This window comes from Pantoea vagans, assembly GCF_001506165.1.
In the GTDB taxonomy this organism is placed as follows: domain Bacteria; phylum Pseudomonadota; class Gammaproteobacteria; order Enterobacterales; family Enterobacteriaceae; genus Pantoea; species Pantoea vagans_C.
Map to the genome: position 1 here is coordinate 1,876,317 of NZ_CP011427.1, position 16,747 is coordinate 1,893,063.

The 16,747-nt window shown below is 53.3% G+C and carries 17 protein-coding genes; 7 read left to right on the forward strand and 10 right to left on the reverse strand.

The window, feature by feature from the left end:
- The first annotated feature begins 720 nt into the window (after positions 1–720).
- Positions 721–978 (forward strand): multiple stress resistance protein BhsA, encoded by a 258-nt coding sequence (gene bhsA, locus LK04_RS08695; RefSeq protein ID WP_039336118.1) that lies wholly within the window; start codon positions 721–723, stop codon positions 976–978.
- A gap of 62 nt (positions 979–1,040) precedes the next feature.
- Here bhsA and LK04_RS08700 read toward each other — a convergent pair whose 3' ends face one another.
- From LK04_RS08700 to LK04_RS08710, 3 genes are all read right to left on the reverse strand, one after another.
- Positions 1,041–2,225: a sugar transporter gene (locus LK04_RS08700; RefSeq protein ID WP_039336120.1), complete on the reverse strand. Its 1,185-nt coding sequence runs from the start codon at positions 2,223–2,225 to the stop codon at positions 1,041–1,043.
- A 456-nt stretch (positions 2,226–2,681) separates the two neighbouring features.
- Positions 2,682–2,939 (reverse strand): hypothetical protein, encoded by a 258-nt coding sequence (locus LK04_RS08705; RefSeq protein WP_039336122.1) that lies wholly within the window; start codon positions 2,937–2,939, stop codon positions 2,682–2,684.
- 166 nt (positions 2,940–3,105) lie between these two features.
- A complete protein-coding gene (locus LK04_RS08710) occupies positions 3,106–4,362 on the reverse strand; it encodes an MFS transporter (RefSeq protein WP_039336124.1) in 1,257 nt (418 codons plus the stop codon).
- 94 nt (positions 4,363–4,456) lie between these two features.
- Between LK04_RS08710 and LK04_RS08715 the strand changes: the two genes are divergently transcribed.
- From LK04_RS08715 to LK04_RS08730, 4 genes are all read left to right on the forward strand, one after another.
- On the forward strand, positions 4,457–5,353 hold the full coding sequence (locus tag LK04_RS08715; protein WP_039336126.1) for a LysR family transcriptional regulator: 897 nt from the start codon (positions 4,457–4,459) through the stop codon (positions 5,351–5,353).
- 135 nt (positions 5,354–5,488) lie between these two features.
- Positions 5,489–6,706 carry an ROK family protein gene (locus LK04_RS08720; protein WP_039336129.1) on the forward strand — a complete coding sequence of 406 codons (1,218 nt, stop codon included), beginning with the start codon at positions 5,489–5,491 and terminating at the stop codon, positions 6,704–6,706.
- Between the two features lie 105 nt (positions 6,707–6,811).
- Entirely contained in the window at positions 6,812–7,516 is a 705-nt protein-coding gene (gene bioD / locus LK04_RS08725) for a dethiobiotin synthase (protein WP_039336131.1), read from the forward strand.
- A 175-nt stretch (positions 7,517–7,691) separates the two neighbouring features.
- Positions 7,692–9,062 carry a nucleobase:cation symporter-2 family protein gene (locus LK04_RS08730; protein ID WP_039336133.1) on the forward strand — a complete coding sequence of 457 codons (1,371 nt, stop codon included), beginning with the start codon at positions 7,692–7,694 and terminating at the stop codon, positions 9,060–9,062.
- A 92-nt stretch (positions 9,063–9,154) separates the two neighbouring features.
- Here LK04_RS08730 and osmV read toward each other — a convergent pair whose 3' ends face one another.
- From osmV to LK04_RS08750, 4 genes are read right to left on the reverse strand one after another with little or no spacing between them, the layout of a single operon-like run.
- A complete protein-coding gene (osmV, locus tag LK04_RS08735) occupies positions 9,155–10,300 on the reverse strand; it encodes an osmoprotectant ABC transporter ATP-binding protein OsmV (protein ID WP_039336135.1) in 1,146 nt (381 codons plus the stop codon).
- A complete protein-coding gene (gene osmW, locus LK04_RS08740; RefSeq protein WP_039336137.1) occupies positions 10,300–10,947 on the reverse strand; it encodes an osmoprotectant ABC transporter permease OsmW in 648 nt (215 codons plus the stop codon). The genes osmV and osmW overlap by 1 nt, the downstream gene beginning before the upstream one ends.
- Before the next feature lie 9 nt (positions 10,948–10,956).
- The gene (locus LK04_RS08745) at positions 10,957–11,874 is read right to left on the reverse strand and encodes a glycine betaine ABC transporter substrate-binding protein (RefSeq protein ID WP_197063371.1); all 918 of its coding nucleotides are present in this window, start codon (positions 11,872–11,874) and stop codon (positions 10,957–10,959) included.
- Positions 11,875–11,899: 25 nt separating this feature from the next.
- Positions 11,900–12,616 carry an ABC transporter permease gene (locus LK04_RS08750; RefSeq protein ID WP_039336141.1) on the reverse strand — a complete coding sequence of 239 codons (717 nt, stop codon included), beginning with the start codon at positions 12,614–12,616 and terminating at the stop codon, positions 11,900–11,902.
- Positions 12,617–13,000: 384 nt separating this feature from the next.
- Here LK04_RS08750 and LK04_RS08755 point away from each other — a divergent pair, with 384 nt between their 5' ends.
- On the forward strand, positions 13,001–14,461 hold the full coding sequence (locus LK04_RS08755; protein WP_059109787.1) for an MDR family MFS transporter: 1,461 nt from the start codon (positions 13,001–13,003) through the stop codon (positions 14,459–14,461).
- Between the two features lie 31 nt (positions 14,462–14,492).
- Here the strand turns inward: LK04_RS08755 and LK04_RS08760 are convergent, their stop codons facing one another.
- Together LK04_RS08760 and LK04_RS08765 are read right to left on the reverse strand one after the other, a co-directional pair.
- Positions 14,493–14,789: a DUF1161 domain-containing protein gene (locus LK04_RS08760; RefSeq protein ID WP_039336143.1), complete on the reverse strand. Its 297-nt coding sequence runs from the start codon at positions 14,787–14,789 to the stop codon at positions 14,493–14,495.
- A gap of 52 nt (positions 14,790–14,841) precedes the next feature.
- Positions 14,842–15,177 carry a DUF1283 family protein gene (locus LK04_RS08765; RefSeq protein ID WP_039336145.1) on the reverse strand — a complete coding sequence of 112 codons (336 nt, stop codon included), beginning with the start codon at positions 15,175–15,177 and terminating at the stop codon, positions 14,842–14,844.
- A gap of 130 nt (positions 15,178–15,307) precedes the next feature.
- Here LK04_RS08765 and LK04_RS08770 point away from each other — a divergent pair, with 130 nt between their 5' ends.
- Positions 15,308–15,637 (forward strand): YnfA family protein, encoded by a 330-nt coding sequence (locus LK04_RS08770; RefSeq protein ID WP_197063370.1) that lies wholly within the window; start codon positions 15,308–15,310, stop codon positions 15,635–15,637.
- Positions 15,638–15,667: 30 nt separating this feature from the next.
- Here the strand turns inward: LK04_RS08770 and ydfG are convergent, their stop codons facing one another.
- A complete protein-coding gene (gene ydfG / locus LK04_RS08775) occupies positions 15,668–16,414 on the reverse strand; it encodes a bifunctional NADP-dependent 3-hydroxy acid dehydrogenase/3-hydroxypropionate dehydrogenase YdfG (RefSeq protein WP_039336147.1) in 747 nt (248 codons plus the stop codon).
- Positions 16,415–16,747: the final 333 nt, after the last annotated feature.

Genomic DNA, 16,747 nt, shown 5'->3' on the forward strand with positions numbered 1-16,747 from the left:
CGCGCCGCTTCGCGGTGCCTTCACTTCACTCGTCTGCCTTACGGACCGGTGCCGATGGAACATCCATGTTCCAGCGCCACCTTTCGCCCGCGTCCTGCGGGCTCTCCTGGCATACTCGCTCAGCTCAGCGCTGCGGAATGCCTGCCCCGGTGCGGCCCCAGCCAGCTCATGAGCTTCAGTGCGACTTGTCAAAAAGGGCACACAGTCTGAAGCTATGACGCCTCTGCTGCCCCCTCAGGGCTATCCGCAGCGCTGAGACTTTTACGTTGGGCCAGGAGCCCCACGCGGGGAGGCGTGGGGCAGTTCGCGGCCGACCATGGATGGTCATCCGCGAACGGTCCGTCCGGCACGACGTGGAAGTCGAAGGTACCGCGTCAGCGGCGCGAGGACGGCCCAGAGGGGGCAGTAGTGGCGGCAGAGCCCGCACTGACAAGACAGGCCACTTATTAATAAGCAGCCTGAGTTCTTAACAGACAAGGATTATGCAAGCGCCGCAGTTTTTAGCAGTACTGGACTTTGCCCGTTTGTGCTTTTTCGGTTTGCCACCCCTCATACGGATAAGTGAAAAAGGGCTGCGAAGCCCATAATCACGCCACTCCCCGTTAAAATAATGGTCGTTAATAAAATGATTGACGCCGGTGCGACTCCGGCGTTAGCATTTACTTAACGGTTGTTAAGTAAATTCAACCCACCCATTTCATCTGCATAAGAGAGACGATCATGAAAAGCATCAAAATGACATTAGCCGCTGTAGCCCTGTCTTCAATCGCGTTTGGTAGCATGGCTGCTGAGTTAGTGAACGAAGCACCTTTAAACCAGCAACAAGTTGGCGTGATTAGCGCGTCGGGTAGCACCAATCTGACTTCACTTGAGAATCAGCTATCGGAGAAGGCGAATGCTGCCGGAGCAAAGTCGTTCCGCATCACTTCGACCTCTGGCAACAACAAGCTAAATGGCACAGCAGTCATTTATAATTAATTAACCGATGCGCAGTGAAAGGCGCAGGGGCGCACAGTGTGTGCCCCTGGTTTTTTTCAGTGTTAACCGTTTGAACGCAACTGCGGATAACGACGGAAAATGGTGATACACCAGATTAAAGCCACCAGGCCAATGACCCCGCCCACATTACCCACGTCCGACATCTTCATATGCAGGCTGACCTGATTACCCAGCAGGGCACCCGCGCCAATCCCAATGTTATAAATGCCAGAGAACAGTGACATTGCCACATCCGTTGCATCAGGGGCCAGCGACAGCACGCGCACTTGCATCGCCAGACCAATCATCATCATCGCCATACCCCAGAAAATACAGACCAGGGTAATTGCGGCTGGGCGAACGGCGGCGAACACCAGTAAACCCATGCTCAATGTGATAATGGCGATCGCAGCCAGTAATAATCCAGAGGGGAATTTATTACCCAGGGTGCTGAATAACACACTGCCGATAATGCCTGCCGTACCAAACAGCAGTAACAGCAGGGTGGTGAAGTTCTCATCGGCATTGGCAACCACCTGCATAAATGGCTCGATGTAACTGTAAGCGGTGTAGTGCGCCGTGACCACCAAGGTCACGAGCAGGTACATGGCCACCAGCGCCGGGCGACGGAACAGCATCGGCACACTACTCAGGGAACCCGTATGCTCACTCGGCAGGCGTGGCAGAATGCGCACCAGCAGGATCAACAGTACCAGCGCTGACAAACCAATCATGCCGAAGGTGGTGCGCCAGCCTAGATACTGCCCAACGATACGACCAATCGGTACACCCAGCACCATCGCCAGCGCAGTACCCGTTGCCAGCATGCTCAAGGCTTGCGTTTTCTTACCGGCTGGGGCGACGCGAATCGCCAATGAAGCGGTAATCGACCAAAACACCGCATGCGCCAGGGCAATACCGATGCGTGAAATCACCAGTGAAGTGAAGTCCCAGGCCACGGAAGAGAGGACATGGCTGGCGATGAACAGAATAAACAGCACCGCCAGTAGCAAACGACGCTCAATGTTGCGCGTTAACAGCATCAACGGCAGGGAGAGTAGCGCAACGACCCAGGCGTAAATCGTCAGCATGATACCAACGTCGGCGGTCTTCATGGCGTAACTGGCGGCGATATCCGACAGCAGGCCAACCGGGACAAATTCAGTGGTGTTAAACACAAAAGCGGCAATAGCCAGCAGCACGACACGTAGCCAGGCTGTTTTACGTGAGACGGTAGTTGATTGCATGGAGTTCAAATCGGTCAACAGCGAGTGAGGGGGTGAAACGCACCCGATTAAGTGACCTAAGTCACAAACTGACGCTATTGTGGAGCATTAATGAGCGGATGAAAACCGTTGGCAGGGTTTTTATTACTGAATATTTTTTATCTCTAAAGCCGGAGTTAATAGCCTGAGGTTATTATCAATTCTTGCGGTTACCACACAATTGCAACCGATGGCAACGCATAGCGCTCTACCCGTCATACTTCAAACCGCAGCTGCGTTGGCTGCGCGTGCTCACCCCAGTCACTTACTGATGTAAGCTCTTGGGGATTCACCCACTTGCCGCCATACTGCAATTCGAATTATTTTGGGTATATAAGAGCCACGGAAAATTAAGCCGACTGTTTCTGTATTAGAACGATGTGACAGCCGTGCTTAACAAAACCCTATAAGCGCTATGCCATTGTCAAACCACTATTATCAGAGTCTCACCATATGTTTTAGCGCCACGCTATGTTGAGTGGTCAGGTTTTTTTTTACCGCCACCGGGCAGCAGTGTTCACACCCCATCGCGCTGGCGTAAAACTTTCTTGCTTGCTGGATCGCGGCGGTCGCGGTGTAGAAAGTGCCGAGAAAACGCCGTGCGCCATCGGATGGCAGGAAGGGGCATCCCGTTGCGTGCACCACATGATTGTCGTTATAGCCTGCGTGCTTATCGACGTAATAGTAAAGCTCCATCGAACGTCCTCATTGCTGTGAAAAAAAAAGTCTAACTATTGTTGGAATAAAATGAATTATAGCGATGAATAGACGCTTTGTTTTATGTGGGACTGTTTGATCGCCGGTTTTTATGGGCTGCGGTGAGAAACGGGGCCCTGCGGCCCCGAATAAAGGATGAAGGGTATTAAAGTTTACGGCACTGTAAGCGCCAGCCGACGAAGAGCGCCAGGAGCAGTAGCACGCTGATAAAGGCGGTCACACCCATCCAGCCATAATTGTGCCAGAACACGCCGCCTAAAGTTCCTGCCACGCTGGAACCCACGTAATAACTGAACAAGTAGAGTGAAGAGGCCTGGCCTTTCGCGCGGCGCGCGCGCGGGCCAATCCAGCCACTGGCGACAGAGTGCGCGGCAAAGAACCCAGCGGTGAACAGCATCATACCGGGTAAAATGACCCAGAGTGAGTTGAATGCGGTAAGCAACAGTCCTGCCAGCATAATGGCGGTTGCGCCAATCATCACCGGACCGCGGCCAAAACGGCTGGTCATGGCACCGGCTTTAGGTGAACTCCATGAGCCGGTCAGATAGACCACTGACAACAGACCGACTACTGCCTGACTGAGTGACCAGGGCGCACTCAACAACCGATAGCCAATGTAGTTAAAGAGCGTGACAAACGCGCCCATCAACAAAAAACCTTCGGCAAACAGGAAGGGCAGCCCTTTATCTCGCCAGTGCAGACGAAAATTGATCAGCAAACTACGCGGTCGCAGTGACGCGGGGCGGAAATGACGTGATGCAGGCAAGATCTTCCAGAACATCAGTGCACCGGCCAGTGAGAAACAGCCAATCACACCAACGGCAACACGCCATGAAAAGAAATCAGTCAGCACACCGGTCAACAGGCGTCCGCTCATCCCACCAATCGAGTTACCACTAATATACAGCCCCATGGAGAAGGCGATGACTCGTGGATGGATCTCTTCACTCAGATAGGTCATACCGACCGCCGCGACTCCGCTCAGTGACAAGCCAATCAGCGCACGCATCAGCAGAATCCCTTGCCAGCTGGTCATGGTGGCGGAGATCAACGTGCAGATGGCTGCCAGCATTAATGCCGTCACCATCACGGATTTTCGGCCAACGGCATCAGAAATAGGGCCGGTGAACAGCAAACCCAGAGCCATTAATCCGGTGGACAGGGATAACGAGATACTACTTTCAGCAGGAGACACGCCAAACTGTTGCGACAATACTGGAAGAATTGGCTGGACACAGTACAGCAACGCAAAGGTGGCCAGTCCGGCAGAAAACAGGGCCAGCGTGACGCGCATAAACTGCGGCGATCCGCGTTCTATCCATTCTGAAGGGGGTGTGGCGGAAACAGGCTTAACGGACAGCTCGTCTTCATCGAGTGTCACTGCCTGGGGAGAGCGACTCACGGAAAATCCTCGGTTTAGAAACAGTCTGAATACTGTAGAAAAGCCGTAATAGGTTGTACAATATATTAATAATCTCAAATGAGACGTTGTAAATATGAATGTCGAGCTGCGACATCTGCGGTATTTCATTGCCGTAGCAGAAGAGCTGCATTTTGGACGCGCCGCTCAGCGATTAAATATCTCTCAACCGCCGCTCAGCCAGCAGATACAGCAGCTGGAGCGGGAAATGGATGCGCAACTTTTTACCCGCACCAATCGAAGCGTGCAGCTTACCCCTGCTGGGGAACTCTTCTTGCAGGACGCCCGTGCGATACTATTACAGATTGAGCAAGCGGCGAGTCGTGCGGCGCGTATCCACAGTGGGCAAGAGGGAGAGTTAAGGATTGGCTTTACCTCATCTGCACCTTTTACCGGTCTGGTTTCAGATGCGCTTTATCAGTTTCGCCAGCGCTGGCCGGAAGTGCACATCCAGATGCAAGAAAACAATACGCGACAGCAGTTAGCGCCGCTGCATGAGGGGCGGCTTGATCTTGGCGTGATGCGCAATACGCCACTGCCGAATGATCTGCAACATCGGGTACTGCTACGCGAACCGCTTTGCGCGCTGGTGCACTGGGCCCATCCACTTGCCGATGCCGAATCGATCTCGATTCAGGCGCTGGCCACTGAACCCTTTGTCTTTTTTGATCCACAGGGCGGTACCGCACTGTATGGCGAAACCCTGGCACTGCTTCATCGTTACCAAATAAAACCCTTTATTACGCAGGAAGTGGGGGAAGCGATGACGATCCTCGGCCTGGTGGCGACGGGTTTAGGGGTATCGATCTTGCCCGCTTCGTTTCGTCGTGCGCGTCTCGCCGATGTGGTTTGGATTCCGTTGCAGGAGGCCGATGCGATTTCAGAGGTTTGGTTGGTCTGGTCAGCCACGCGTGAACCCAGCGCTCAGATGCGTAATATGATGGCGCTAATGCTGCACAACGCGGAAATTTGAACCGTCTGGTGAATAATGGCCCAGTCTTTATGTGCGATAAATCACATTTCTAATCAAATATTTGACGCTGCCTGCCAATCTGCATCACCATAGCTGCTGTTTATTTAGAAGCGCGAAAATATCCGGGAGCAGGGCGTGAATCTGGACAGTCAGCCTGGCCACATTGATCAAATTAAACAGACCAACGCAGGTGTGGTTTACCGACTGATTGACCATTACGGCCCGATTTCTCGTATTGAGCTTTCTAAACGTGCCCAGCTGGCACCCGCCAGTATCACCAAAATCGTGCGTGAAATGCTCGATGCGCATCTGGTACAGGAAACCGAATTTCAGGAACCCGGCAGTCGTGGACGCCCGGCAATCGGCCTAATTCTTGATACCTTTGCCTGGCACTACCTTGCGGTGCGCATTCAGCCGGGACATATCACATTGACACTTCGCGACCTCAGTAGTCGGGCGTTGCAGGAAGATCGTTTACCGCTGCCCAATCAGGCCGGGCAACCTCTATTGCAAACCTTGCAGAATCAGGTGAATGATTTTTTCGTTCGCCACCAGCACAAACTTGAGCGTTTAACCGCCATTGCCATCACCTTGCCGGGTTTAATTAACGCGGCCACCGGCGTGGTACATCGCATGCCGGGATATGATGTGCAGGAGATGCCACTCGGAGAGACACTCGCCACGCTGACGGGCTTACCGGTGTTTGTACAGCACGATATTTCAGCCTGGACGTTAGCGGAGGCGCTGTTTGGTGCCTCGCGTGGGGCACAGGATGTGATTCAGATTGTGATTGATGAAACGGTCGGTGCTGGCGTGATCAGTGGTGGTCAGCTACTGCATAAGCGCGGGAAAGCGCTGGTCGAAATCGGTCATACGCAGATCGACCCTTACGGCCAGCAATGCTATTGCGGCAATCACGGCTGTCTGGAAACGGTTGCCAGCACGGGCAGCTTACTGCAGCTGGCGGCGCAGCGCATGGCCACGCAGCCGGATACGGTGTTGCACAACACCCCCCTGACCATCTCCTCGTTGTGTGAGGCCGCGCAGCAGGGGGATCGGCTGGCCCGGGATGTTATCGCCGGTGTGGGGCATCACATCGGACGCATGTTGGCGATGATGGTTAATATCTTCAATCCACAACAAATCCTTATTGGTTCTCCGCTGAATCAGGCTGCCGATGTGCTGTTTCCCGCGGTGAGCAGTACTATCCGCCAACAGGCGTTGCCCGCATACAGCCGGGATATCCAGCTTGCGCCCACCAGTTTCACTGATCCCGGCACGCATGGCGCGGCTGCGCTTATCAAGGATTCGCTCTACAGCGGTCATTTATTGGTGAAACTGTTGCAAGGTTAACCTCAGCTCGCCTTTAGTTTGCGCTAACGCAATCTGCCGCTCACCGCAATTCCTTACACTGCCTCCTTCGCAAGTTACACATCGCTTCAATGAAGGAGGAAAAAGATGAGCACCATCTTTGTCACCGGTACCGACACGGCGGTGGGTAAAACCGTCGTGTCACGCGCGCTGTTACAGTGTTTTGCCAAAGCGGAACTTTGCGCGGCAGGTTACAAACCTGTCGCTAAGAGCGCGCAGCACACCCCTGACGGGTTGCGTAATAAAGATGCACTGCTGCTGCAGCAAGCGTCAGGCCTTGAACTCCCCTACAGTGCGGTGAACCCCATTACTCTGGCAGAAGACGAAATCAGCACCAGCCCGGCACAACGCATTGATTATGCGCTGTTGAGCCGTAGTCTGGCGGAATTACAACAGCGTGCAGCGAGAGTGGTGGTTGAGGGAACGGGCGGCTGGCGGAGCCTGATGAATGATTTGCAACCGCTGTCAAATTGGGTGCAGCAGGAACAGTTACCCGTGGTGTTAGTGGTGGGGATTAAAGAGGGCTGTATTAGCCATACTTTACTGACCGCAGAAACCATTGCGCGCGATGGTTTGCCGTTAATCGGATGGGTGGCGAACCGTATTAACCCAGGCCTTGCCCATTACGCTGAGATCATTGACGTTCTGCGCGAAAAACTTGGCGCGCCCCTTTTGGGTGAACTTCCTTACTTACCGCGTGCCGAACAACGTGAGTTGTCTGGGTACCTGGATATTTCACTTTTACAGCCTGCACAATCGCACCTTGGTAGTGCAATGACGGCTGAGGCGTGAAACTAAGTGATGCAAATGGCGCTAAGTTGAATCTAAGGTTTCTGGTTCAGCTTAGCTTCATCATTGATTTAATCTGTTTTTATTCAAATCGTTAGAAAAATTTTCTGCCTGTCAGGTGGCGATGGCGTGATTCATGCATCAGCAATGCTGATGAATATTCTGCCGGAGCACCCTTATGTCGCATTCTCAAAAAGGTTTGTTGTATGGGTTAGACGCCCGTATTGGTCTTGCCCCCGCTTTCTTTGCGGCACTGCAGCACGTGTTGGCCAGCGTGGTAGGAATTATTACGCCCCCACTGATTATCGGCTCCGTGCTCGGGTTGCAAAGCTACATTCCTTATTTGATCAGCATGTCCTTACTGGTTTCAGGATTAGGCACCTTTCTGCAGGCGCGCCGCTTTATGGGCATTGGCGCCGGGATGATTTGCCTGCAAGGCACCAGTTTTGCGTTTCTCGGCGTGATTTTATCCGGTGGCTTGATGGTGAAGGCGCGCGGTGGATCGCCGGAGGATATTATGGCAATGATCATGGGGTGCAACTTCGTCTCCGCGTTTATCCCGATGTTGATCAGCCGCTGTGCGACCACATTGAGAAAAGTACTGACTCCGGTTGTGACCGGAACCGTGATTACCTTGATCGGTATCAGCCTGATTAAGGTGAGTATCACCGATTGGGCTGGCGGGCACAGCGCCACCGACTTCGGCGCGCCGGGTAATCTGGCGTTGGGTGCACTGACGCTGCTGGTGATTATTGTACTCAACCGTTCGCGCAATCGCTGGACACGTCTGGTGGCGGTAGTAGCAGGAATTGCCGTGGGCTGCCTGGCCGCTGCGTTGACCGGGCATATGCCGATCAAACCGATGTCTGGGGATCACTGGCTGGTATTGCCATCCTTCTTCCACTTTGGCTTCAGCTTTGACTGGACGATCTTTGTGCCGATTGCGCTGGTTTCAGTGATCTGTGTGATTGAGGCGGTAGGGGATTTGACCGCGAACTGTCTGATCTCACAGCAGCCGATTGAAGGAGAAAGTTTCCAGCGGCGTTTGCAGGGCGGCATCCTGGCCGACGGCGTGAGCTGCTTGCTGGCATCCATCTTCTCTGCTTTCCCCAACACCACCTTTGCGCAGAATAATGGTGTGATTCAGATGACCGGCGTCGCCAGCCGCTATGTGGGGATGGTGATTGGCGTGATGCTGCTCCTGCTCGGCGTATTCCCGGTGATTGGCAATCTGTTGCAACAGATACCGCCGCCGGTCTTGGGCGGAGCCACACTGGTGATGTTTGGCAGTGTCGTTGCCGCAGGTATCCGTGTGATGACGCAATCCCCGCTGGAGCGGCGTGAAATGCTGATCGTTGCGGTCTCCTTTGGCATTGGTTTAGGCGTAGAAGCGGTACCCGATGTACTGAAACAGTTCCCGCTGTTGGTGAGTAATCTGTTTGGCCATGCGGTGACCACCGGTGGCATTCTGGCGATTGTACTGAACGTGGTACTGCCTTCAGAGCGAGGGGATGAGTTAGCGGTGGAGGCGGTGGAGGAGTCTCATTGATTGAGGATGAATCGTTAGTGGTCGCCATAAATGGCGACCCTACGACGAGCGGGTGAGGTTTTTGTAGGGTGCGCATTAATGCGCACCTGGACTTATGGAACTTGAGGATTCAATCGGCGGCGCGTGCGTCCGGAACTCAGATAATCCGCGATATAGTCCTGTGAAATCTCACCACTGTAACGACCTTCCTCGTCGACGATCGGCATCCACACGGTGTTGTGCTCATACAACTTGGAGAGTACCACACGCAGATTCTCCTCCGCTTTCCCTGTCACCTTAAAGGTATGCAGCATCTCCTCGCAGCGGCCGGTTGCACCTCGTGCTTCGCGGCGTTTCACAAAGCCCAGTGGCTTACCGTCTTCATCAACCACAGTGACAGAACGCATATCATTGTCATCCATGGTGGCAAAAGCATCGAGCAGTGGGGTGCTGCGCTGCACGGTAATGGTCGGCTGCTGATCGGTAACATCTCCCGCCTGGACTAACAGCAGGCGCTTCAGGGTACGGTCCTGTCCGACAAACGAACCGACAAAATCATTGGCCGGTTTTGCCAGTAATTCATCTGGGCTCGCGCACTGCACAATCTTACCCTGACCAAATACCGCAATACGGTCACCCAGTTTAAGTGCTTCATCAATATCATGGCTCACCAGCATCACGGTCTTTTTCAACTGACGCTGCATCTCCAGAAATTCATTCTGAATCACTTCACGGTTAATCGGGTCGACGGCACCAAAAGGCTCATCCATCAGCAACACCGGTGGATCAGCGGCCAATGCGCGGATCACGCCAATACGCTGCTGTTGTCCACCCGACATCTCACGCGGATAGCGGTGGAGAAATTTTGTTGGGTCCAGTGCCACCATGCTCATCAACTCGGTCGCACGCTCACGGCAGCGCTTCTTATCCCAGCCCAGCATGCGCGGTACTACCGTAATGTTCTCTTCAATGGTCATGTTCGGGAACAGACCAATCTGTTGGATGACGTAGCCAATATTACGACGCAGCGTCACGGTATCTTGTCCGCTGGTATCTTCACCGTTAATCAAAATCTTGCCGCTGCTGGCTGGGATCAAACGGTTAATCATTTTTAAGGTGGTGGTTTTGCCACAGCCAGAAGGGCCGAGTAGCACACACATCTCACCGGCGGGCACTTCCAGGCTAACGTTATCGACGGCGTTAAAGGACGTGCCGTTCTTCTGCGTAAAGGTTTTCGTCAGGTTTTCCAGCTTTATCATTATCGAATCCCCTTAGGAGTCAGCGCCGACTGCAAACGGTGCAGTAGCCAATCAAGTACAATTGCTAACAAACAAATCATCAGTGCGCCCGCAATTAACATGCGCACGTCGCTGCCGCTAATGCCATCAAGCAGTTGCAGACCCAGACCGCCTGCGCCAATCACGGCGGCGATCGCCATTACGCCAACGTTCATCACCACCGCAGTACGAATACCGCCAAAAATCACTGGCAATGCCATCGGAATCTCCACCCAGCGCAAGCGCTGCCAGAAGGTCATGCCAATGCCGCGACCTGCTTCGCGCAAACCCGGCGACAAATTCTCCAGTGCTGTGTGGGTGTTGCGCACAATCGGCAGTAATGAGTAGAGGAACACCGCACAAATAGCGGGAAGTGCACCAATGCCCTGACCGATCATCGAGAACAGGGGGATCATCAGGCCAAACAGGGCGATGGTAGGAATGGTGAGCACAATAGTGGCAATGCCAAGAATCGGGGTAGCCAGCCATTTAAATCGCACAATCAAAATGCCCAGAGGGACGCCAACGATGATGGCGCATCCGACCGCCACCAGCACCAACCAGGTATGCTGCCAGGTCAGAGCCATCAAGGTATGCCAATTGCCCATCATGTAATGCAAAGTATCCATGATGCCTCCTTACAGCAGGTTTTTAGATTTCAGGAAATCACGCGCCACCTGCTCAGGGGACTGGTGATCAATATCGACACGTTTGTTCATCTCGGTAATCGCTTCATCAGTGATTAAAGGCGAGAGTTGATTCAGTGCCGCTTCCAGGCCGGGATGGCTGTCGAGTACGTCTTGGCGCACCACTGGCGTGACGTTGTAACTTGGGAAGAAGTGTTTGTCATCTTCCAGAACTTTGAGTTCAAAGCCTTTTACGCGGCCATCGGTGGTGTAAATCAAACCCGCATCGACAAAACCATCACGCACAGCGTTATAGACCAGGCCGGGGTCCATCTGACGAATTTGCGGGCGATCCAGCGGCATGTTGTAGGCTTTCTGCAGCGGTTTCAGGCCATCCGAACGTCCAGAGAACTCCAAATCCAGCCCCAGCTTCCAGTTATGATCGGGATCGTTCTTGCGTATCTCTTCCAGCTTCGCCACCAGCTGCGACATGGTGCTGATACCTTCTTTGTCAGCGCGGGCACGCGTCATAGCAAAAGCGTAGGTGTTGTTCATGGGCGCAGGATCGAGCCAGATTAAACCGAGTTTGGCATCAAGCTGTTTCACCGTTTTATAGGCTTCTTCAGAGGACATCGGTTTATTGATGTGATTAAAGATGATCAGAGACGTACCGGTGTACTCCCAGGTCATATCAATCTGTTTATTGATCATCGCATTGCGACCAATGGTGGTGGCGATATTGGTTTTCGGCACCACCTGAAAACCCTTCTTCTGTAGCCACATTACCGTCATCGCGGAAAGAATGTGCTGTTCGGTAAAGCTCTTGGTGGCCATGACAATCGGTGTGGCTGCCGCAGCGGTCTGGCTGATAGCCAGTGTGGCGGCCAGTGCCAGCGCAGTGTGCCTGGCCCAGCGTGTTAAACAATGCATCTTACCCATCACTTAGCTCCTTGTGTTAAGCCGCAGAGTGCGGGCTGAGGAAATGTCCCAATGCTGCCAGCAGCATATCGAGGATCAGGGCAAACAGCGCTGTTGCCACTGCACCGAGGATCAGGGTTGGGAAGTCATTGAGATAGATGCCAGGGAAAATCAGTTCGCCATAGCTGCTGGCACCAATCAGAAATGCCAGCGGCGCAGTACCCACGTTAATCGCTGTGGCGATACGCACACCAGCCAGAATGACCGGCAAGGCATTGGGGATTTCCACCTGCATCAAACGTTGGAATTTGGTCATGCCGATACCGTTGGCGGCTTCAATCAGCGACGGCGGCACCGCGCTTAAGCCGGCATAGGTATTGCGCACAATCGGTAGTAATGAAGCGAGGAACAGGGCGATCAATGCCGGACGATCACCAATGCCGACAATCACCATCGCCAGCGCCAATACGGCAAGCGGAGGCAGGGTATTACCGACATTGAAAATCTGCATCACATACTCAGCCCAACGGCGAGCAAAGGGGCGACTCAGTAAGATCCCGCTGGGAATGCCGACCAGCAGTGCGAAGAACATCGACCAGAAAACCAAAAACAGATGCTGCTGACCCAGGTAAATCAGGTCTTCTTTACGGTCACGCAGGGTATTGAGTCCGATGCCCCAAACCAGCAGCGCAATCACCGCAACAATGGCCAGCAGTGCCAGCCCGGTTCGGCGGACGAGCGATGCATTTTGCATGCAAGTGTCTCCCTGATTCAAAAATTCGTTTGATATGGTGGTGCCATTCTCAGGATGTCAGCGTAACGCCTAAGACGTTGCGTACGAAAATCCTTCACCCTGTCAAAATGCAGATAAAATGACTCTTCCAGACTTCTTTCTCAGTGAATAACTGGAAAGAGGCTTTAAAAGCTATAGCAATGCTTACCGTAATGCGCCAGTTTTTACGTTAAAATCAGGCAGATAGAAAAGAGGCGAAAATGCGGTGAACCCGCATGAAATAAGGCATCATCCAACAATAAAAAAAATTCATCGATATGGGTGACGTTGTCACAAATGGAAGCACGCAGAGGAAACTCATCTGGTGGAAAATCAGCTAGCCTTGAAGGTAAAAAAGGGAGACGTATGACTGAAACTGCACAATTGAATACGGAACATCGCCACTGGATCCTCATCGCCTGCATGTTAGCCATGTTTATGGCGGCGATCGAAGTCACCATCGTTGCTACCGCTATGCCTACGATCATTGCTGAACTTGGCGGTTTTTCGCAGTTCGGCTGGGTATTCTCTATCTATCTGCTGACTCAGGCCGTGAGCGTACCTTTATACGGTCGACTGGCGGATATGTGGGGGCGGAAACGGTTATTTTTCATTGGTGTCTCGCTGTTTCTCATCGGTTCGGTGCTGTGCGGGTTTGCGCATACCATGACGTGGCTGATTCTGTTCCGTGCGTTTCAGGGCCTGGGTGCCGGGGCGATTATGCCGCTCACCACCACCATCGTGGCCGATATCTACTCACCCCGCGAACGCGCCAGCGTGCAGGGTTGGCTTTCAAGCGTGTGGGGCGTGGCGGCCATCATCGGACCCTTAAGTGGCGCCTGGCTGGTACAGCATTTTAATTGGTCAGTCATTTTCTGGATAAATGTGCCGATCGGTTTGTTCTCCATCTTTCTGTTGGCAAAATTCCTGCCCGCGCGCGAACATCACACAGGCGCGAAGCTCAATCTCACCGGCAGCTGCTGGCTGATGATATGCGTCACGGCACTGTTGGTGGCGCTGTTACAAGCGGATGCACTGGGTTACTGGCTGTTGGCATTTCTGCTATTAGCGCTGTTGGCCGGCTGGCAATTGAAGCAGCACGAACAGCGTGCTGCCGCGCCGCTGTTTCCCTTGGCCATCTGGCGTAGCCGATTGATTGTGGCGGGCAATGCCGGAAATCTGATTATTGGCGCCACCATGATGGGCATCAGCGCTTTTCTGCCAACGTGGATCCAAGGAATTAACGGTGGCACGCCGTTGCAGGCGGGAAGTGCGCTGGCGATGATGTCCATTGGCTGGCCGCTGGCGAGTACCCTCAGTGGCAGATTAATGCTGGTCACCTCGTATCGCTTCACTGCTCAACTGGGGGCCTTTTTACTCATCGCGGGCAGTGCACTGTTGCTGTTGTTACGCGCCGACAGCTCAATTATGCAGGCGGGGTTCACGGCATTTGTGATTGGCACTGGCATGGGTATGACCAGCACCACTTTCCTGGTCTCGGTGCAGAACCATGCGCACTACGAAATTCGCGGCATCTGTACTGCATCAATCATGTTTAGCCGCATGCTGGGTTCGGCGGTGGGCACGGCGCTGATGGGAGCGGTGCTGAATTTCAACCTTGCACTGCGTCTGCCGCAGGCCGACGATCCGATGCAAAAAATCATGTCGCATGAGAGCCGTCAGGCACTGCCGGAAGGCACGCTGCATTACTGGATTGGTCAGATTGCCACGTCACTGCATTGGGTGTTTGTGGTCGCGCTGCTGATTGCCATGCTGACACTGTGGATTGCATGGCTGATGCCACGCCAAAGGCCGGAAGCCGAATAGAAAAGGGCGGCTGAGTGCCGCCCGGTAAGCATTACTGTGCAGGGGTATCTTGTGAGCTGCCTGCGCTGGCCGGAAGATTGCTTTCCGCATCACGGCCATTCTTCTTGTAGACGATTTTCTGAGTATCATTCTCGCAGTGGCCCACCACCTGACCGCCAGCCTGATCGGCCTGGTCATTGGGGACGATATCCAGCGAGAAGTCCGATTCGGCCACGCCATTATTAACAATCTTCTTACTGATATCGGCTTTAACGCTTTCACAGGATGCTTGGGCCAATACTGGCAGGGCCAGCATTGCCATCAATACAACGGCATTACGTTTTTTCATCACACTCTCCTTGGTTCTGAATTCCCATGAAAACTATAGCAGCAACAGCGAATTAAGGTGCGACAGTACGCCCAGTGCGGCGATCAAGGCAACGTAGGGTATTGGGTTCCCAATAGGCGTTCACGTTGTAGCTCTTTTCACAGGCGTCACGGGTATCAAAAGCTTTGTCCGCTTTATCAAACTCTTTCTCCACACGCGTATTGACCTTACCGCGCAGATTTTTCGTGTCATTCCATTGTTGCTGGCTTTGACGTGCCGCTTCATTGCTGGCAGCACTGTTACCATCTTCAATGATCACGCGGTCAGTTTTAGCCACAGCCAATGGCGCGGTCAGCAGCACGCTGGAAGTCAATACGGCAGCCAGCAGGGCAGAAAACAGATTTTTCATTGTCATTTCCTTAAGTTAACACCAGCACAGCCGCTTGGTCGGCTGTCACAACCATGGGCGTTAGTATATCATCGCTGCTTCTTTACTCACCAGCGGTGAGCCGTTTGTTTAACCTGGAGTGAACATTTTTATGCTGGTGAAAACCACGTTGCTGTTTTTTATCACTGCGATTGCCGAAATTGTTGGCTGTTTCTTGCCGTGGCTGTGGTTGAAGAAAGGCATGACAGCATGGTTATTGATCCCTGCTGCTGCGAGCCTCGCCCTGTTTGTCTGGCTGCTGACGTTGCACCCGGCCGCCAGTGGACGTGTGTACGCGGCCTACGGCGGTGTCTACGTGATGACAGCACTCATCTGGCTGCGCGTGGTGGATGGCGTAAAGCTCAGTACCTGGGATTGGGTTGGCGCGCTGGTGGCATTCTGCGGGATGCTGATTATCGTCACGGGATGGGGTCGCGCATAGGGCACACGGCAGTGCGCCCTTGGGCATCGTTTAGCCTTTATGCACTTTCAAACCCGCGAGGGTCTGGGCCACGGGCATAATCTCTAATGTATTGATGTTAACGTGTTTAGGCAGGGTGGTTACCCAGTAAACGGCTTCAGTCACGTCTTCCGCGGTCAGTGCGGTAGTGCCTTCGTAAACCGCATCGGCGCGACCATCGTCACCTTTGAAACGCACGTTGGAGAACTCGGTGCCACCTACTAAACCAGGCTCAATATCGGTAACACGCAGCGCCGTGCCGTGTAAATCAGTGCGCAGGTTGAGGCTGAACTGACGGACGAAGGCCTTGGTTGCGCCATACACGTTACCGCCCAGGTAAGGCCAGCTCCCCGCGATGGAGCCAATGTTGACGATATGACCAACATTGCGCTCCACCATGGCAGGCAGTACCGCGCGAGTCATGTACACCAAGCCTTTGTTGTTGGTGTCGATCATATTTTCCCAGTCTTCGATATTGGCTTTGTGCGCCGGTTCAACACCCAACGCCAGGCCAGCGTTGTTCACCAGCACATCAATATCGCGCCACTCAGCGGGCAGAGCTGCAATGGCTTCATCGATAGCAGCACGATTGCGCACATCCAACTGAACGGTATACAGATTGTCGCCAAGCTCATCTTTCAGCTCTTTTAAACGCTCAGCGCGGCGTCCGCTGGCGATCACCTTGTGACCTGTAGCAATGAAGCGGCGGGTGATACTTTGACCAAAACCAGCAGTAGCGCCGGTAACAAAAATAATCATCTCACTGTTCCTTAAACGATTTCAGGTTCTCAGCCACACCTTAGCATTAACCCTGACACCATGCTCATGAAAAGCCTAACCGGTGTGTTGCAGGATTCTTCGTGCACAAAAAGAGTGCGCTATTGCACCGGCATTGCGCAAAAAATCACGGGTCTTACTACGTTATCTCTGCGATTTACACTTTCATCACCAATAGCAACCGTTTGCCATTGTCAGCAAACGGTTGCGCATTCGTTTGCGAATTGATCCTGCCCTCAAAATCAATAAAAATCACCTATTTTATTGAAATAGAACAGTATTTTTTGTTCTAAGCTTTGGCATGTCCCTTGCAAT

What these genes read in the sequence shown, in the direction of transcription:
- bhsA (WP_039336118.1), top strand. Translation starts at nt 721, where the DNA reads ATGAAAAGCATCAAAATGACATTAGCCGCTGTAGCCCTGTCTTCAATC.
- LK04_RS08700 (WP_039336120.1), bottom strand. Translation starts at nt 2,225, where the DNA reads ATGCAATCAACTACCGTCTCACGTAAAACAGCCTGGCTACGTGTCGTG.
- LK04_RS08705 (WP_039336122.1), bottom strand. Translation starts at nt 2,939, where the DNA reads ATGGAGCTTTACTATTACGTCGATAAGCACGCAGGCTATAACGACAAT.
- LK04_RS08715 (WP_039336126.1), top strand. Translation starts at nt 4,457, where the DNA reads ATGAATGTCGAGCTGCGACATCTGCGGTATTTCATTGCCGTAGCAGAA.
- bioD (WP_039336131.1), top strand. Translation starts at nt 6,812, where the DNA reads ATGAGCACCATCTTTGTCACCGGTACCGACACGGCGGTGGGTAAAACC.
- LK04_RS08730 (WP_039336133.1), top strand. Translation starts at nt 7,692, where the DNA reads ATGTCGCATTCTCAAAAAGGTTTGTTGTATGGGTTAGACGCCCGTATT.
- osmV (WP_039336135.1), bottom strand. Translation starts at nt 10,300, where the DNA reads ATGATAAAGCTGGAAAACCTGACGAAAACCTTTACGCAGAAGAACGGC.
- osmW (WP_039336137.1), bottom strand. Translation starts at nt 10,947, where the DNA reads ATGGATACTTTGCATTACATGATGGGCAATTGGCATACCTTGATGGCT.
- LK04_RS08745 (WP_197063371.1), bottom strand. Translation starts at nt 11,874, where the DNA reads ATGCATTGTTTAACACGCTGGGCCAGGCACACTGCGCTGGCACTGGCC.
- LK04_RS08750 (WP_039336141.1), bottom strand. Translation starts at nt 12,616, where the DNA reads ATGCAAAATGCATCGCTCGTCCGCCGAACCGGGCTGGCACTGCTGGCC.
- LK04_RS08755 (WP_059109787.1), top strand. Translation starts at nt 13,001, where the DNA reads ATGACTGAAACTGCACAATTGAATACGGAACATCGCCACTGGATCCTC.
- LK04_RS08760 (WP_039336143.1), bottom strand. Translation starts at nt 14,789, where the DNA reads ATGAAAAAACGTAATGCCGTTGTATTGATGGCAATGCTGGCCCTGCCA.
- LK04_RS08765 (WP_039336145.1), bottom strand. Translation starts at nt 15,177, where the DNA reads ATGAAAAATCTGTTTTCTGCCCTGCTGGCTGCCGTATTGACTTCCAGC.
- LK04_RS08770 (WP_197063370.1), top strand. Translation starts at nt 15,308, where the DNA reads ATGCTGGTGAAAACCACGTTGCTGTTTTTTATCACTGCGATTGCCGAA.
- ydfG (WP_039336147.1), bottom strand. Translation starts at nt 16,414, where the DNA reads ATGATTATTTTTGTTACCGGCGCTACTGCTGGTTTTGGTCAAAGTATC.